This is a genomic window from Paenibacillus sp. FSL R7-0273 (genome assembly GCF_000758625.1).
Classification (GTDB): Bacteria; Bacillota; Bacilli; order Paenibacillales; family Paenibacillaceae; genus Paenibacillus_AQ.
This window is the reverse complement of record NZ_CP009283.1, coordinates 7,156,928-7,172,411: the sequence shown is the minus strand read 5'-3', so window position 1 is coordinate 7,172,411 and position 15,484 is coordinate 7,156,928. Positions and strand designations below refer to the sequence as shown.

Genomic DNA, 15,484 nt, shown 5'->3' with positions numbered 1-15,484 from the left:
AAATCTGCAAGTATGGGCTATATAATGTAGCAGAGAGGGGATGCTGAACCTGTGAAACCTATAGATTATGTGAACCATATCGAACAAATTGAAATAGAGCTTACCCGGCTGAATGCTGCACGCTCCCTGGTTAATGTCCCGCGGAGGCTGGAGATTACATCCTCAGGCCGGACTACCCTGCTGCGTGACCATACGGAGCCGGCATCGGCTTACTATAACCGGATCAAGGGCTTTGGTCCGGATGATCTGAGCCTGCTCGATACCTTGCTGAGCCATTATCCGGATGTTGCCCCGTGCTTTGATCTGTCTCCGGATCATATGACGGAAGAGGTGGCCCGGGCGCTATGCAGCCGAGGTTACCTGCCTGCTGAACAGCTCGCTTTTCTGTATGTGCACTTGGAAGAGCATTCTGCGGTAGCGGCAACGGATTTTCAAATTGAGCGGGTAACGGAGCAGACGGCTGAAGCGTTCATCGAATGGATCAGGAAATCAGCGGGCGGGCTTAGGGTTACCGGGGAAATGATCGCGCGGTCCAGGGAGTATTTTTACAGGGAGGATTTCCTGAATTATATGATAAGTATCGACGGAAGGCCTGCATCGATGGGCTCGATGTTCCTGAGCGGGGAAGAGGGCTATCTGGCCAATGACTATACTTTCCCGGAATACCGGGGCAGGGGCTGCCAGACCTCACTGATTAACAAGCGGCTGGCTGAGGCCGCCGGACTTGGCATCAAGAGAGTATACACCGATGTGGAATTCGGTTCAGCCAGCCATGCCAATATGGAACGGGCCGGATTCAGAACTGCTTTTCTGAACACGTACTGGACAGCCGCCAGATCAGGCCTGAAATGAGGCTGCAACCTAAGGTTGCCCCTTGATGCGCCTATAACTAGCTTTACTTCAATCTGCAGAACCCCCAATAATCTAACTGTAAGGAGAGGGCGTGCAACCGGTGATTTTCAGTGAACAATTAAAACGCGAACGGGAAAAGCTGGGCTGGTCCCAGGCAGAGCTTGCTGAAAAGCTGCATGTTAGCCGCCAGTCCGTATCCAAGTGGGAGACAGGCAAAAACTATCCGAGTATCGAGGTCATTATAGATCTGAGCGATCTGTTCGGTATTACGATAGATGAGCTGTTGAGGGGAGATGACGGGTTGAAGGAGAAGGTTATCCAGGACAGCAGGCAGCTGGCACACCCGAAGTGGAAGGCGCTGTTTGACAGTTTGTTTTTGCTGGGGGCATTTCTGCTCGTTGTCAAAATCGTGATTATCGGCCTGAACCATTTCACAAATGCTGATATTCAGATTCTCGAGGGGCTGCCGAAGGCGGTCACCAACTTTCTGCCGCTGGTTCTGATGGTAGGCGGCGGAGTCGGAAGCGATCAGTTGAAGGACAAGTATGTTTGAAGCAGGTTTTAACTAAAAAGAGGGCAGCCCCGTCAAGCCGTTTCCGGCCTGCGGGGCTGCCCTTTGTATATGCGCCTGATCTGATGCGCTTATTTATCCAAAGCTTCAAGTACCGCTTCTACACCGTAAGTGTTGGCCAGCGGGCCGTAACCCATGGCGAGAGCACCGTTAACCGCGTAGGTCTGTCCGCTCTCTACGGCTTTTAGCTTCTTCCAGACCTCCGTCTGCTCCCATTCATCAGTAATGGAGGCTGTTTCCGGGCTGTCGTAGTTGAAGTAGCCGAGAATCAGATGATCGGGATTGAGTGCAGCCAGCGTCTCCAGCGACATCTCGGCTCCGTCTGCCATGGCGGGATCATCCGGCGGAGTCAGGCCGATTCCCTGATCATAGTAAGGAGTCAGATATTTGGTGCCGCCCAGATAGGCAACGTTGTTGCGCACCTGCAGGAAGGCTACATTGCCTTTTACGTCAGCCAGCTTCCCTTTGGCCTCCGTCACCTTGGTCTGATAGCCGCTGATGAACTGCTCTGCAGTCTCTTCCTGGCCCAGGATTTGGCCGAACGCTGTAACAAGGGCAGGCCAGTTGCTCCATACATCGGTTGCTGCTTCATCAATCACAACAGTAGCTGCAATTTTCTCCAGCTGTTCCGTTACCTCTGCGTTCACGGTGCTACCCGCGATGATCAGATCCGGCCCGTAAGCCAGCAGCGCCTCCATATTGACGGTGGTGTTCTCGCCGACAATCACCAGCTCGCCGATCCGGTCTACATAGGGCTTGTACGTATCCGTTCCGAGCGATGAGGTGTCTTCCGTGAACGGCAGCGCGAGACCGGCAGACGGCAGATCGAACAGCAGAAGGGAATCGGCGTAACCCCAGTGGACTACAGCAACCCGTTCCGGCTTCGCGTCAATAGTAACGCTCCCGTTAGCCGCTTCTATTGTCCGTGGGAAGGCGGGGGCTTCGGTAGCAGCAGCTTCCTGCTGAGGCGCAGCCGGTGAAGGGCTGGCAGCCGCCCCGCTATTACCGGAATTGGCATTGCTTGAGCAGGCGCTCAGCAGCAGAAGCAGGCTGAACATTGCTGCAAGAAGGGCAGACCACGATGTGGCTCGTTGTGCTTGCATAGGTTAGATGGCTCCTCTATTGAAAATGATTATCAATTTCATTTCCAATAGTACCACCATCCTGCGCAAATGAGAATGAAGAGATTCCTGATCGAATGATGGACAATTTCGCCTCAGCCTTCCTTGCTGTCAAAGTCGACCTGGCTGGGCGCGATCCCTTTATATTTTTTGAACAGCCGGCTGAAATAGTAAGGGTCAGAGTAGCCGATGCTCTTGGCGACTGCAGCTACGGAGAACTGCTTGGTCAGCAGCCATTCATGCGCTTTGTTCATCCGGTAGTGAATCAGATAGTCAATCGGCCCGGTGCCTGTATACTTGGTAAATAAATAGGAGAAGTATTTGGGCTTCAGCTGATACAGCCCGGCAAGCTTGGACAGCGTCAGCGGCTCCGTGTAATGGGCCTGAATATACTTCATCGCGTCCTCAATTAGGAGATAGCTGTCCTTATTCTGGTGATGGCGCTCGGCTTGCAGGGCCCGCGTAATCAGCTGGTAGAACAGTGACCGCTGATTCAGCCGTCCGAGCACATCAGGGGCAGAGGCTGAATCCAGCAGCTGCTCCATCAGAGGCAGCAGCTCCGGGTTCAGTGCCGTCTCCAGACAGGAGATATCCTCCCTGCGGCGTTGTCCCTCTGCATCAGCCGGTTCATCAGGCAGGAAATGGGCCAGGAAATACTGAAAGCCATCTGTACCCGTAGTGATTTCGAGATGCCTGTGAGCTCCTCCGATCAGAATATGTCCGGGCTTCAGCTGGTAATGCTCCCCGCCATCGAAGGCAAACCGGGCTTCTCCCTTAAGCGCAATGATCACCGCACATTTTGTAGTCGGCTTATGGACATGCCCGCCATAAATCCGGCTGCCCTCCAGCCAGGTCTGATACACACCGTACAGCTGGACAGGCGTAGCAGCAAAATATTGCGCAAGCTCTTCATAGGTCCGCGGCATTCAGGTAACCTCCCTCCTATATAAAATACTTATCAGACTAAGCAGGGGGCTGCGTACTTTAGGCGTTAGGTGTGAATATGCTGTTCTTGTATTGCATCAGCGGCGCTAGCCAGACCATGCCGGTTCCGCGGTAGACGTTGACCAGGCCTTCGCCGGAGGCGGCGGAGCCAAGCTTGGTTTTGCCGGATTTTTCTACAGTGAAATCAAGGGTATTGGACCACATCAGCGCAAAATTGCCGTCTACCTTCAGCACATCATTGTTAAGCTCTACCACAACCGCTTCCTCTGAAGGAATCGGTGCCTCCAGTGCAAGGATGCCCTTGCCGCGGGCGCTGAGGTTGAACAGGCCTTCTCCGCCGAGTGCGGCAGAGGACAGGTTTTTACGGGCAGAAACAGACAGCTCCAGTGAGCTCTCACAGGCCAGGAACATGCCGTCATCAATAACAATATGATCGTTGTCGACATCAATCAGCCACAGATATTTGTAAGTGGTCTCCAGCAGAATCGTACCGGTTCCTTTGTACTGCGGCCTGATGGCTGTAGTTCCGGTTACCGCACTGGACATGATATTGCGCATCAGCCCGCCGACACCCTTAACACCTGAGGTCATTTCAATATTCCCGACCATATACTGCATAGCGCCTGCGCTAAGCACAACCTCGCTGTTATTCAGCTCGATCATCAGCTGCTTGTTGCGCATATTGCTTCTGCTCATGAAGTAGTTTAATTGCGCCTCCATCATGGTGGTGCTGCTCAGATCCTCTTTGTATTCAATTACCGTGAATCCGCCGAGCTGTTCCTTGATAATAACGTTGCTGTTATCTTTGAGATTATTAATGGTAAAAGCCATAGTGAGTCCTTCCTCCCGTCATGTTAACAGTGTAGGTAGTGCGTATTGCCAATTCTTCGTTCAAGGCCTATCTATTCGACAAAAAAGCCCAATATCCTCTAGGCGGAGCAGCCTCCCGTTTTCATTCACTATCCCCTCTCTGGTAAAATGAGAGAATCCTATATTCACAGAGAGGAAGTGCGCAGACTATGAATATGAATCTAACCTCACAATTTGCACAGTGGCATGAGAATGACGAGCATCAGAGGATTGTGGATGTAATACTGGAAATTCCTGCGTCTGAACGCGATTACGGGATGATTAGCAGCCTGGGCAGGGCCTTCAACAATCTGGGACTGTATGAGGAAGGTCTGGAGCAGTTTCATCTGATTGCGGCAGAAGGGGAAAAGGATCCGCTATGGCATTTCCGCACCGGGTATTCCTATTATTATCTGGACCGGCACGAGGAGGCTGTGCAGGCATTCCGCGCTGCGCTTGCCCTTGATCCGGGCGATGAGCAATCGGCGCTGCTGCTGGACTGGAGCCGTAGGAAGCTCGAGCAGGAGCGGATAATCGCGGCTAACCGCGAGCAGAGCAGGACACAGAAGCGCACAGGGGTACCTTTTGAAGGTATGGACCTTGAGGCCTTTTGGGATGACAGTGATTATGCCCTGGAGTCCTATGTCAGCGATCCGCCGGATGATGAGCTGATTGCATCTGTTGAGCAGGAGCTTGGCTACAAGCTGCCCGCTTCTTATATTACGCTGATGAAGCAGCATAACGGCGGTGTTCCGCACAACACCTGCTTCCCTACAAATGTGCCGACCTCCTGGGCGGATGATCATGCGGCGATTACAGGGATCATGGGAATCGGGCGGGATAAATCCTATTCGCTGTGCGGCGATCTCGGCAGCCCGTTCATGATTGAGGAATGGGGCTACCCTGATATCGGAGTGGTCATCTGCGACTGTCCCTCGGCCGGTCATGATGTCATCATGCTGGATTACCGGCATTGCGGGAAGGACGGGGAGCCTGAGGTGATCCATGTGGATCAGGAGGCAGATTACGAAATCACGTACCTGGCACCGGACTTTGAGACCTTTATCCGCGGCCTTGTGCATGAGGAGTTATATGATACCTCCGCAGAGGACAGGGAGGAGGATTTGCGCAAGGTGCAGGAGGGCGAATTCTCGCCGCTGCTTGCCGAGCTGTGCAGCCGGATGCCCCGTGCGGAGCAGCTGGCGGAGCAGATTAGGGCTGTATGCCTCCGTGTTGTAAGCGAGAAAGGTTATTTCTCGTTTCATGCCGACGAGCTGTCCCTGCTGATGTACGATGTGCAGTTCGCGCTGTATACTAACGCCTACCCGCAGCCAAGCCGGGAGGAGTATCTTGAGGCTTATCCCAAGATGATCGCCTTCGGCGGAGCGTTCGGGCAGGGCGGCTATGCTCCGGGCTTCATCACCGACTGGCTGGACCGGCGGATTAAGGAGGGGCAGATTGTGAAGTCCCACGGGAAGCTGGCTTTTACAGCCGAGGCGGCTAGCCGGGTACTGCAGCAGCTGGAGGCTGCTGCATCCCTGGCGGAGGATGAGCCGGAGGGGTCTGTGAAGGTGACGGAAGCGGGTGAAGAAGCGGTGGCAGCTGGGACTGGGGCAGGGGCAGCAGAGGTGGGAACTGAGATTGGGGCTGAGTCGGCAAAGTTGGGAGCTAAGACTGAGGCAGAGACTGCAAAGCCTGTAGTAACGGAAGCAGAGGTGGCACCGTTTAAGCTGGTTGAGCAGGCTAACGGCGGGATGTCCGTCATTCTGGTTGTCGGGAGCTACAGGCAGGAGGTGTTTGCTGCCCGGGCTGACGAGGGCTTCGAGGGTAACGGGTATGACTGGGCTTCGCTTGCGGCCGTCTTTCTTGGAGAGCGGATGCCGGAGCTCCGGGAGCATATCCATTTTGACCCGGAAGCAGATATGTTCTGTGCCTATTCCTCTGACCGGGCGGCGCTGCAGGCCTTCATTCTCGGATTCAAGCAGGCCTGTGAGCAGGAGCAGCTGATCCATGAGCTGTTCTCACGGGCAGAGCTGGATTAAAGGCTGTCCAAATTCCCTTCATTCCGCGTGAACTTTTGATTTTTTATTTTCTTCAAATTGTATATAATTATCTGATAACAGCTGATTAACATTTTAATAGTATTCCATAGAAGAGCCCGGCTTCTTGCAGCTTGTACAGCGCCTGGCTCTTTTGGCAAATTCAAAGAGATAAGGAAGGTTTTTTATGAGCAGCGTACACAAAAAAACAGACGTTATCTTGATTGGCGCAGGAGTCATGAGTGCGACTTTGGGAGCCCTGCTGAAAGAGCTGGCGCCGGACTGGAACATTAAAGTGTTTGAGAAGCTTGCAGGCGCGGGAGAAGAGAGCTCCAACGAGTGGAATAATGCCGGCACCGGCCATGCCGCACTGTGCGAGCTGAATTATACGTCGGAGAAGCCTGACGGGTCAGTCGACATCAGCAAGGCTGTCAAAATCAATGAGCAGTTCCAGCTGTCCCGGCAGTTCTGGTCTTATCTGGTCAGGCATCAGCTGATCCGCCGTCCGCAGGATTTCATTATGCCGATTCCCCATATGAGCTGGGTCGAGGGGGAGAAGAATGTTGCTTTCCTGAATAAGCGATTTAAAGCGCTCTCACAGAATCCGCTGTTCCAGGGCATGGAATTCTCCGATGATCCCAAGAAGCTGAAGGAATGGCTTCCGCTTATGATGGAGGGCCGCAGCTCCAGTGAGCCGGTTGCCGCAACCCGGATCACTTCAGGGACCGATGTTAACTTCGGCGCGCTGACCCGGCTGCTGTTCGACCATCTGCAGAGCCGGAAGGTGGAGGTCCATTACAGGCATGCGATAAAAGATATCCGGCGCGCGGCAGACGGCGGCTGGAACGTTAAGGTGCATAATCTGAACAGCGGACGAACGGAATCACACTCTGCCAAATTCGTGTTTATTGGGGCGGGGGGAGGCAGTCTGGCGCTGCTGCAGAAGACTGGAATTCCCGAGTCAAGGCATATCGGCGGCTTCCCGGTGAGCGGGCTGTTCATGGTCTGCGACAACCCTGAGGTTGTCGAGCGGCATCATGCCAAGGTATACGGCAAAGCCAAGCTCGGTGCCCCGCCGATGTCCGTTCCGCATCTGGACACCCGTTATATCAACAACAAAAAGGCGCTGCTGTTCGGGCCGTTTGCCGGCTTCTCGCCGAAATTCCTCAAAACCGGCTCGAACCTTGACCTGATCGGCTCGGTGAAGCCGAACAATCTGTTCACGATGCTGGCGGCGGGCGCCAAGGAAATGGCCTTGACCAAATATCTGATCCAGCAGCTGATGCTCTCGAACGAGCAGCGGATGAATGAGCTGCGTGAGTTCATTCCGAACGCCAAAACCGCTGACTGGAAAATCGTCGTAGCCGGTCAGCGTGTTCAGGTAATCAAGGATACGCCGGACGGCAGAGGCACGCTCCAGTTCGGAACCGAAGTGGTCAGCGCCTCCGACGGCTCGGTAGCTGCCCTGCTTGGTGCATCACCAGGCGCATCCACGGCCGTGCATGTCATGCTGGAGGTGCTGGAGAAATGCTTCCCGCAGCATTTCAAGGCCTGGGAGCCAAAGATCAAGGAAATGATCCCTTCCTACGGCGCACCGCTGGCTTCCCGGCCGGAGCTGCTGAAGGAGGTGCTGGCATCGGATACCAAGACGCTGGGACTTAGTGAAGAAAAGCCGCAGAAGCAGGCTCATATCCGTTAACACATTAGAGGCAGGTCCCCGTGGGGGCCTGCTTTTGTTGTTTGTTAGGGGGAAAGGTGATAAAGGTGATGCGGAGTGCGGGATGCGGGATGCGGGATGCAGGATGCAGGGAATGTGGGATGCGGGAAATGACAGGGGAAGTCTGGGGACTTTTCAGGAAGTTGGGGAATGTTCTGGAGTTCCGGGAGTTCTGGGAGTTGGTAAAAGTCCGGGAAAGTCAGGATTCCCCTTTACCGTGGTTTCCCGGCGAACAGGGGGAAACAGGCGAACACGGAATGAAGGGCAAAAAGGCCTTTGATTAGATCGGAAGTAGGCGAACAGGCAGAATGAAGGGCAAAAAGGCCTTTGATTCGAACGGAATTGGGTGGACGAGCGGAATGAAGGGCAAAAGTGCCTTTTGATTCGAGCGGAAGTGGGCGGATGTGCGGAATGAAGGGCAAAAAGGCCTTTGATTTGAGGAATTAGGTGAACGGGCGGAATGAAGGGCAAAAAGGCCTTTGATTTCGGCGAAAGTAGGCGGAAGAGTGGAATGAAGGGCAAAAGTGCCTTTGATTCGAACGGAATTGGGTGGACGAGCGGAATGAAGGGCAAAAGTGCCTTTGATTCGAGCGGAAGTGGGCGGAGGAGCGAAATGAAGGGCAAAAGTGCCTTTGGTTTGAGCGGAGGCGGGCGGATGTGCGGAATGAAGAGCAAAAGTGCTTTTGGTTTGAGCGGAATTGGTCGAACGAGCGAAATGAAGGGCAAAAGTGCCTTTGATTTCGTCGAAAGTAGGCGGAAGAGTGGAATGAAGGGCAAAAGTGCCTTTGATTCAAGCGGAAGTAGGCGAACAGGCAGAATGAAGGGCAAAAAGGCCTTTGACTCGAGCGGAAGTAGGCGAACAGGCAGTATGAAGGGCAAAAATGCCTTTGATTTCGGCGGAAGGGCGCAACGTCAGAGCCATAAACTCAGCTGGAGCTGATATGCAAAGGGAGATTGGAAAATCAGTTTGATTTTGATTACTTAATTCTCGAGTAATCAGGCATATGAGGGATTTAGTTGGAAAAACGTCACCTAATTCGGGTGATTTTCCTCTTAGCGGCCAAATCAGTGAAATTAGATGAACTTTTTACCACTAATGCTTTCAATTCGTGGCTTTGGAGTAAATTAGGTGACGTATTTCCACTTAATCTAATGGGCGTGAGTCCCGCTGGCTGAAACCACAAGCTAATATGTGTAATGCGAGTAACTGAGTGACCACGAGTGACTGCGAGTAACTACGAGTGACTGCAAGTGACTAGGAGTGACCGCGAGTGACAGCGAGTGCCTAAGAGTAGCTACAGCTGACCACCAGTGCCTGCTGTTGATTTAACAACAACCGCAGGTACCTGCGCGATTCCCCCAAACACCCTCAGCCCTCTGCAAGAAGCGCGCTAATGCGCCTCCCGCAGCCTGCTTCTGTATACGGCAGGGGTAAGATGCTCAAACTTCTTAAAGGTCTTGATGAAATAGCCGGCATCGCAGAAGCCCAGCACATCGCTGATCAGGTTGACAGGCTGGTCCGTGGCCTCAAGGAGCTGTTTGGCCCATTCAATCTTCAGGCGCGGAGCGAAGGTGGAGAAGTTCTCCCCGGTCTCCCTGGTGAAGATCCGGCTGAAATAGCTGGGGCTGATGTGACATTGTCTGGCCAGGTCAGCCAGGGTGAAATTTTTGTTTTTATGCCGGTAGAGGTAATCAAAGGCAGGCTGCAGCAGCGGATTAGCGGCGCGGTACTGCATGGAGCTCAGCTCTTTGATGGAATGCTCGACCAGCGCGTTGGACAGCTCGTTCTGAATGGCCTGGAGGCTGCCGACAGCCGGCACGGGAGAGGCAGCATAATCATCAGCCGGGCCCTGCGGCGTTTCGGGGAGCAGTGTTTTTTTGTACAGCTGGATGGTGGCATTCTTGGTGATAGCTTCTTCCACTATATAGTTGCAGAGATGATACAGCATATCAGCAATGGTTGAAACCTCGTCATAGGACAGCGTCGGCAGCGAGGCATATTCGGCTTCAAGAGCCTGGAATTTAAGCTCGGTATCGGCATTGGGCGGCCGGGAGACGAGCTGCTCCAGCTGCTGCTGGTCGGAGTCGCGGAGCCGGATCTGCCCGGCCATGACCGCACCTATGTATTGATTGTCTATAATGATCGGAACCGCAATATCAATAATATTGAAGTGGCATTTGTAGATATAGGGCGCATTCAGACGTACGGCCTCAAGACCGCCCCGGGCATCACATTTCTGGCAGAACGGGGACAGCATTTCGTCCTTCCTCACGCCCTGGCAGAAAGGCTGGCAGTAGCTGTGTTTGCTGACGGGGACCCCTTTGTAGTTGACGGTGATAATCGCCATCTTCGTGACCAGTGCGAGAGAGTCCTGGAGCTTATCCCACTTCTCGAGGTCTATAATGTTCTCCAGCTTAAACAGCGGATTACTCATGGGTGTAAGATCCTCCTATCCGGGCAATAAAGTGCAAGATAATACTATTAAATAAGTATACAACAAGAAAACACAATCTGAAAACGCTTAATGTAGCAGGCAGAGTACAATGCTTAAAAAGAATGGGCAGACTATACTTGACGTAAGAAGCTCACGACACTTTTAGGAGGAATTAAGATGAGAAAAGCCTTTATCAGCCCGACCAAATACGTGCAGGGTGAAGACGAACTGCTCAATCTGGGTTACTTTGTACAGACCTTCGGCCAGTCTGCGCTGCTTATTGCCCACCCGGATGATGTAAAGCGTGTGCAGGCCAAGCTGGATTCCACCATTGAAAAGTTTAAAATTACACTCGTCGAAAGCAACTTCCGCGGCGAATGCTCGCGTGAGGAGGTTGCCCGCCTGAAGGAGCTGGCCCGTGAGCATTCCTGCTCCTGTACCATCGGTCTCGGCGGAGGCAAAGCGATCGATACAGCTAAATGTGTAGCCGAGGGCGAAGCACTGATTATTGTGCCGACGATTGCTGCTACTGACGCACCGACCAGCCACTCGGCGGTTCTCTACACTCCGGACGGACAGTTTGATGATTATGCTTATTTTAAACAAAGCCCTAGTGTGGTTATGATTGATACAACAGTAATTGCCAATGCACCGACCCGGTTTCTGGTATCCGGGATGGGGGATGCGCTTTCCACTTATTTTGAAGCGAGAGCGACGTCCAATTCCTACTCCAATGTCAACGCCGGCCTGCCGAGCGGTGTACGCGAAGGTGTATGCGGACCGGCCAAGGGAACAAATACGGCCCTGATGATGGCGAAATTCTGCTACGAAACGCTGCTTAAGGACGGATTGAACGCGAAGGTGGCCAGCGACTGCAATCAGGTGACGCCTGCGCTGGAAAATATCATCGAGGCCAACATTCTGCTGTCCGGACTCGGCTTTGAGAGCGGCGGTCTGGCTGCGGCCCATGCGATTCATAACGGTCTGACTTCCCTGGAAGGCACGCATCACTACTATCACGGTGAAAAGGTAGCTTTCAGCACGATTGCCCAGCTTGTGCTTGAAAATGCGCCGTCCAGCGAGCTGAATGAGGTATTCGGCTTCTGCCTGTCTATCGGCCTGCCGGTCTGCCTTGAGGATATCGGAGTAGACAGCATTTCGCAGGAAGAGCTGCTGGAAGTTGCGCAGAAGGCCTGTATTGCAGAAGAGTCGATCCATTCCATGCCTTTCCCTATTACGGCAGAAGCTGTAGCAGCGGCAATCCGGGTAGCGGATCAGCTCGGACGCAACTACAAGCAGAGCAAGGGGGCATAAGATGAAGAAGATTATTAATGCACCGGAGACTCTGGTAAGGGAAATGTGCAGCGGGCTGGTGCTGGCCCATCCGTCCCTTGTTTTCAACAGCAAGCATAAGGTAATTCAGAAAAAGCGGCTGAACCCTGATAAGGTAACTTTGATCAGCGGCGGCGGCAGCGGACATGAGCCTGCCCATGCAGGATTTGTCGGCAAAGGGATGCTGGATGCAGCGGTCTGCGGGGATATTTTTGCTTCGCCATCGCAGATTCAGGTGTACCAGGCAATCCGCTCAACGGCCGGTCAAAAGGGAACGCTGCTGATCATCAAGAACTACAGCGGCGATATGATGAACTTCAAGAATGCGGCATTCCTTGCCGGAGAAGACGGCATTGAGGTCGATTACGTTAAGGAGGACGATGACATCGCCGTTGAAGACAGCCTCTATACCGTAGGGAAAAGAGGGGTTGCCGGCACAGTGCTGGTGCACAAGATTGCCGGCGCGGCGGCCGAGCGTGGTCTGCCTCTGGCCGAGGTGAAGAAAGCAGCCGAAAAGGCCATCGCGAATATCCGCAGCATCGGGTTCGCCTTCACCTCATGTACAGTGCCCGCTAAGGGAACGCCGACCTTCCAGCTTGAGGATAACGAGATGGAGTACGGAGTAGGGATTCACGGTGAGCCCGGTATCCGCAGGGAGCCGGTTGTAACCGCCGATGAGCTGGCAGCGAGAATGACAGCCGCTTTGCTGGAAAGCCTGGGCGCAGAAGGCGATGCTGCACGCGAGGTAACGGTGCTGGTCAACGGCTTCGGGGCAACTCCGCTGCAGGAGCTGTATCTGCTCGGCAACTCGGTTATCCGTGAGCTGAATGCGAAACAGGTTACCGTGCATAACGTGCTGGTCGGAAACTTCATGACGAGCATTGATATGGCCGGAGCTTCCCTGTCGCTCATGAAGCTGGATGATCAGCTTAAGGAATTGCTGGCTGATGAATGCCATACGCCTGCGCTTGTGCTGCGGGGGCCGTTCGAGCCGGTGCAATATACCGAGGCTGTCCGGCAGCCGCAGGCTGAGCAGGAGGTTTCGTTTAAGTGCGATACAGATGCTGCGTATGCCAAGGTTACAGGAGATACCTTTACTCTGAATAATCTCATCTATGCCATCGATAAAATGAGCGAGATCATCATTGAGAATGAGGTTCCGTTCTGCGAGCTGGATGCCCATGCCGGTGACGGTGACTTCGGCATGAGCGTGGCCAAAGGGTTCAAGCAGCTCAAAACCGAATGGAAGGATATTACACAGAATCATGCTGCTGATACAGGCAGCTTCCTCGATGCCTGCTCCCTGATCATTATGGAGCACTGCGGCGGCGCATCCGGCCCGATCTGGGGCTCTGCGTTCCGGGCGGCCGGCAAATATGCCGGAGACCGGACGGAACTGTCGATGCAGGAGCTGGCCGGAATGCTGGAGGCCGTAGTTAAGGGCATCCAGGATACAGGCGAGCGAGCCTTCGGCAGGGGCGCGGTTGTCGGCGATAAGACGCTGATCGACGCGCTGGTTCCGTATACGCAGTCATGGAAGGACAGCGCCGCGCAGGGCGATGACTTTGGCACCGCCTCAGCGAAGGCGGCAGCGGCTGCGGTTGAGGGAGCACGGCAGACCGGCGATATCGTAGCCCGGATGGGCAGAGCCGGTACTGTCGGCGAGCGTAGCCTCGGTTATCCCGACGCAGGCGCTTATGCGCTGGGGGTTATTTTTACCGGGCTGTCGGAAGCCATGCAATAAGAAGAATGCAATAAAAAAGACCGTTACCGGGAATGCTTGTCCGGTAACGGTCTTTTGCTGTGCAGCCCCGCTCACCGACGTACGGAGACGATCCGGTTGCGACCCTGGTGCTTGGCGGCATAAAGCGCTTTGTCTACGGTTTTGAGCAGGTCGTTCAGATAGGCGGAAGCATCCTTCGGCTGTCCGGAGCTGAAATCACTGATGCTGAGCACGCCCATGCTGATGGTTACCCATACCGGATGGGCGACATTATCGATGCCTATTTTATTGGAGGCGACGGCGGCCTTCAGCTGCTTGGCAATGGCAAGCGCCTCCGCTTCTCCGGTATCAGGCAAATAAATAATGAACTCCTCACCGCCGTAGCGGGCGAGAATATCATGCTCACGCAGTGTGCGCTGCAGCACCTCAACAGTACTGCAGATGACCAGGTCACCGGCCAGATGGCCGTAACGGTCGTTCACCGCCTTAAAAAAGTCGATGTCGATCAGGATAATAGCTGCCGGAAAATGCTGCCCGCGCCTTCCGTTCACTTCGTGCTCCAGTTGCTGTGTCAGATAATGCCGGTTATAGCAGGCGGTGAGGCTGTCGGTGATAGCCATTTTGGTGAGCTTGCGGTTAGTCTGGAACAGCTCCTCCTGAACTCTGATCAGAGATTCATTTCTTTCCTGCAGAATGGCATTCTGATGATTCGTTTCATCAACAAGCCGGCGGAGCTCGGTGATATCCTGGAAGGTGATGGTCCGCCCTACCCGGACTGAGCTTACCAGGATAGGCGCAGCGTGAATGTTGATGTGCAGCTGGCCGTCCGGAAGCAGGCATTCAATTTCGGCGATCTCATCGGGGTGTTCCCGGTATTTTTTCAGAAAATGTGAAATGGTATCTGTCTTATCCTGCAGAAAAGCCTCCATGTTAAAGCGCTCCCCGGCCTTGAGCCGGGAGTAAGGGAGCAGAGCCTGATTCATTTCCATCACCCGCTCCTGATCATCCAGCACGAGAATGCCGTATTCCATCGTATCAATAATATCCTGGTGGGCAATGGTCACAATATCGAATACCTTGTCCTGATGAATAGTAATGACAAAGAAAATAGCCGAGATCACAATGCCCAGCGAAGTAAATCCGGGAATGACGGGCAGATAGTCGTCGAGCACAACATTCAGCAGGATATCCAGGAGCAGAAATACCGTTACTGCAAGTATGCCTCTGAGCATATACATAATCTGGTTCTTAATCCGGGAAGCCTGGTCGGAGACAAGCGCAACATAAATAATGTACAGGGAAACAAAGGCGTGAATAATGAGAATGACGATATTTATCCAGAAAATAGGTCCGTAAATCCGTTCGACGTACCCCCCGTTAACCGGAGTAACGAACCAGCCGTACGGATTCAGTATTACCCCGATTGAGGAGAAGACGGCGGGCAGGAACAGCAGGATTAATATTTTGCGCTTAAGGAACTGTGTCTGGCCTGAGATCAGGATGGTGAAAAAGATCCAGCCGGCAACCAGCATGGACGCATCCACAAAGGCAAGCTTCACATAGAACAGCTGATATACCGGATCATCGACCGTTTTAATGGCGAACTGGCAGTACGGCCAGAGCATCATCGAGAAATGAAAGCCCAGGTATACCTTGTGCAGTCTGGTTATCGTGACAGAGGCAAATATGTATATGAACAGCAGGAACAGAATAAAGCACATGATCAGATCAATCCACGATCCCAAATCCAATACGCCGCACCTTCTTGCATTTATTGGTATATTATCAATTTCTGTGGGTCTTAAGACTTAGGTAATATTTTTAATATATAATCAGGCTATGAAGATTACAAGATTTTTAGGGGAATCTATAATAAAGAGAAGGTAGAGTCACCCCGGCC

At 53.3% G+C, this 15,484-nt stretch carries 12 protein-coding genes; 7 read left to right on the top strand and 5 right to left on the bottom strand.

All coding sequences use genetic code 11. The features are described 5' to 3' along the window. Positions 1 to 51: 51 nt before the first annotated feature. Positions 52 to 852, top strand: coding sequence for a GNAT family N-acetyltransferase (locus tag R70723_RS30855; protein WP_039877952.1), 801 nt, complete (start codon positions 52 to 54; stop codon positions 850 to 852). 100 nt (positions 853 to 952) lie between these two features. Next, the gene (locus R70723_RS30850) at positions 953 to 1,405 is read left to right on the top strand and encodes a helix-turn-helix domain-containing protein (protein ID WP_039877951.1); all 453 of its coding nucleotides are present in this window, start codon (positions 953 to 955) and stop codon (positions 1,403 to 1,405) included. Between the two features lie 89 nt (positions 1,406 to 1,494). On the opposite strand, the gene R70723_RS30845 is transcribed toward R70723_RS30850, so the two are convergent. The 3 genes from R70723_RS30845 to R70723_RS30835 form a co-directional block, all read right to left on the bottom strand. Further along, positions 1,495 to 2,526, bottom strand: a complete 1,032-nt coding sequence (locus R70723_RS30845) for an ABC transporter substrate-binding protein (RefSeq protein WP_039877950.1) — start codon at positions 2,524 to 2,526, stop codon at positions 1,495 to 1,497. A gap of 113 nt (positions 2,527 to 2,639) precedes the next feature. After that, entirely contained in the window at positions 2,640 to 3,470 is an 831-nt protein-coding gene (locus R70723_RS30840) for a helix-turn-helix transcriptional regulator (RefSeq protein ID WP_039877949.1), read from the bottom strand. 58 nt (positions 3,471 to 3,528) lie between these two features. Next, on the bottom strand, positions 3,529 to 4,320 hold the full coding sequence (locus tag R70723_RS30835) for an AIM24 family protein (RefSeq protein WP_039877948.1): 792 nt from the start codon (positions 4,318 to 4,320) through the stop codon (positions 3,529 to 3,531). Positions 4,321 to 4,508: 188 nt separating this feature from the next. Here R70723_RS30835 and R70723_RS30830 point away from each other — a divergent pair, with 188 nt between their 5' ends. From R70723_RS30830 to R70723_RS30815, 3 genes are all read left to right on the top strand, one after another. Beyond that, on the top strand, positions 4,509 to 6,380 hold the full coding sequence (locus R70723_RS30830; protein ID WP_063837778.1) for an Imm51 family immunity protein: 1,872 nt from the start codon (positions 4,509 to 4,511) through the stop codon (positions 6,378 to 6,380). Between the two features lie 184 nt (positions 6,381 to 6,564). After that, positions 6,565 to 8,076, top strand: coding sequence for a malate:quinone oxidoreductase (locus R70723_RS30825; RefSeq protein WP_039877947.1), 1,512 nt, complete (start codon positions 6,565 to 6,567; stop codon positions 8,074 to 8,076). Positions 8,077 to 8,554: 478 nt separating this feature from the next. Next, positions 8,555 to 9,034 carry a hypothetical protein gene (locus R70723_RS30815; protein ID WP_039877945.1) on the top strand — a complete coding sequence of 160 codons (480 nt, stop codon included), beginning with the start codon at positions 8,555 to 8,557 and terminating at the stop codon, positions 9,032 to 9,034. A gap of 451 nt (positions 9,035 to 9,485) precedes the next feature. Here R70723_RS30815 and R70723_RS30810 read toward each other — a convergent pair whose 3' ends face one another. Beyond that, entirely contained in the window at positions 9,486 to 10,529 is a 1,044-nt protein-coding gene (locus R70723_RS30810) for a PocR ligand-binding domain-containing protein (RefSeq protein WP_039877944.1), read from the bottom strand. A 177-nt stretch (positions 10,530 to 10,706) separates the two neighbouring features. On the opposite strand from R70723_RS30810, the gene R70723_RS30805 reads away from it, so the two are divergent. Together R70723_RS30805 and dhaK are read left to right on the top strand one after the other, a co-directional pair. Continuing rightward, on the top strand, positions 10,707 to 11,843 hold the full coding sequence (locus R70723_RS30805) for a glycerol dehydrogenase (protein ID WP_039877943.1): 1,137 nt from the start codon (positions 10,707 to 10,709) through the stop codon (positions 11,841 to 11,843). Position 11,844: 1 nt separating this feature from the next. After that, positions 11,845 to 13,605, top strand: coding sequence for a dihydroxyacetone kinase subunit DhaK (gene dhaK, locus R70723_RS32655; RefSeq protein WP_039877941.1), 1,761 nt, complete (start codon positions 11,845 to 11,847; stop codon positions 13,603 to 13,605). 71 nt (positions 13,606 to 13,676) lie between these two features. On the opposite strand, the gene R70723_RS30795 is transcribed toward dhaK, so the two are convergent. Next, the gene (locus R70723_RS30795; protein ID WP_039877939.1) at positions 13,677 to 15,335 is read right to left on the bottom strand and encodes a histidine kinase N-terminal 7TM domain-containing diguanylate cyclase; all 1,659 of its coding nucleotides are present in this window, start codon (positions 15,333 to 15,335) and stop codon (positions 13,677 to 13,679) included. Between the last annotated feature and the right edge of the window lie 149 nt (positions 15,336 to 15,484).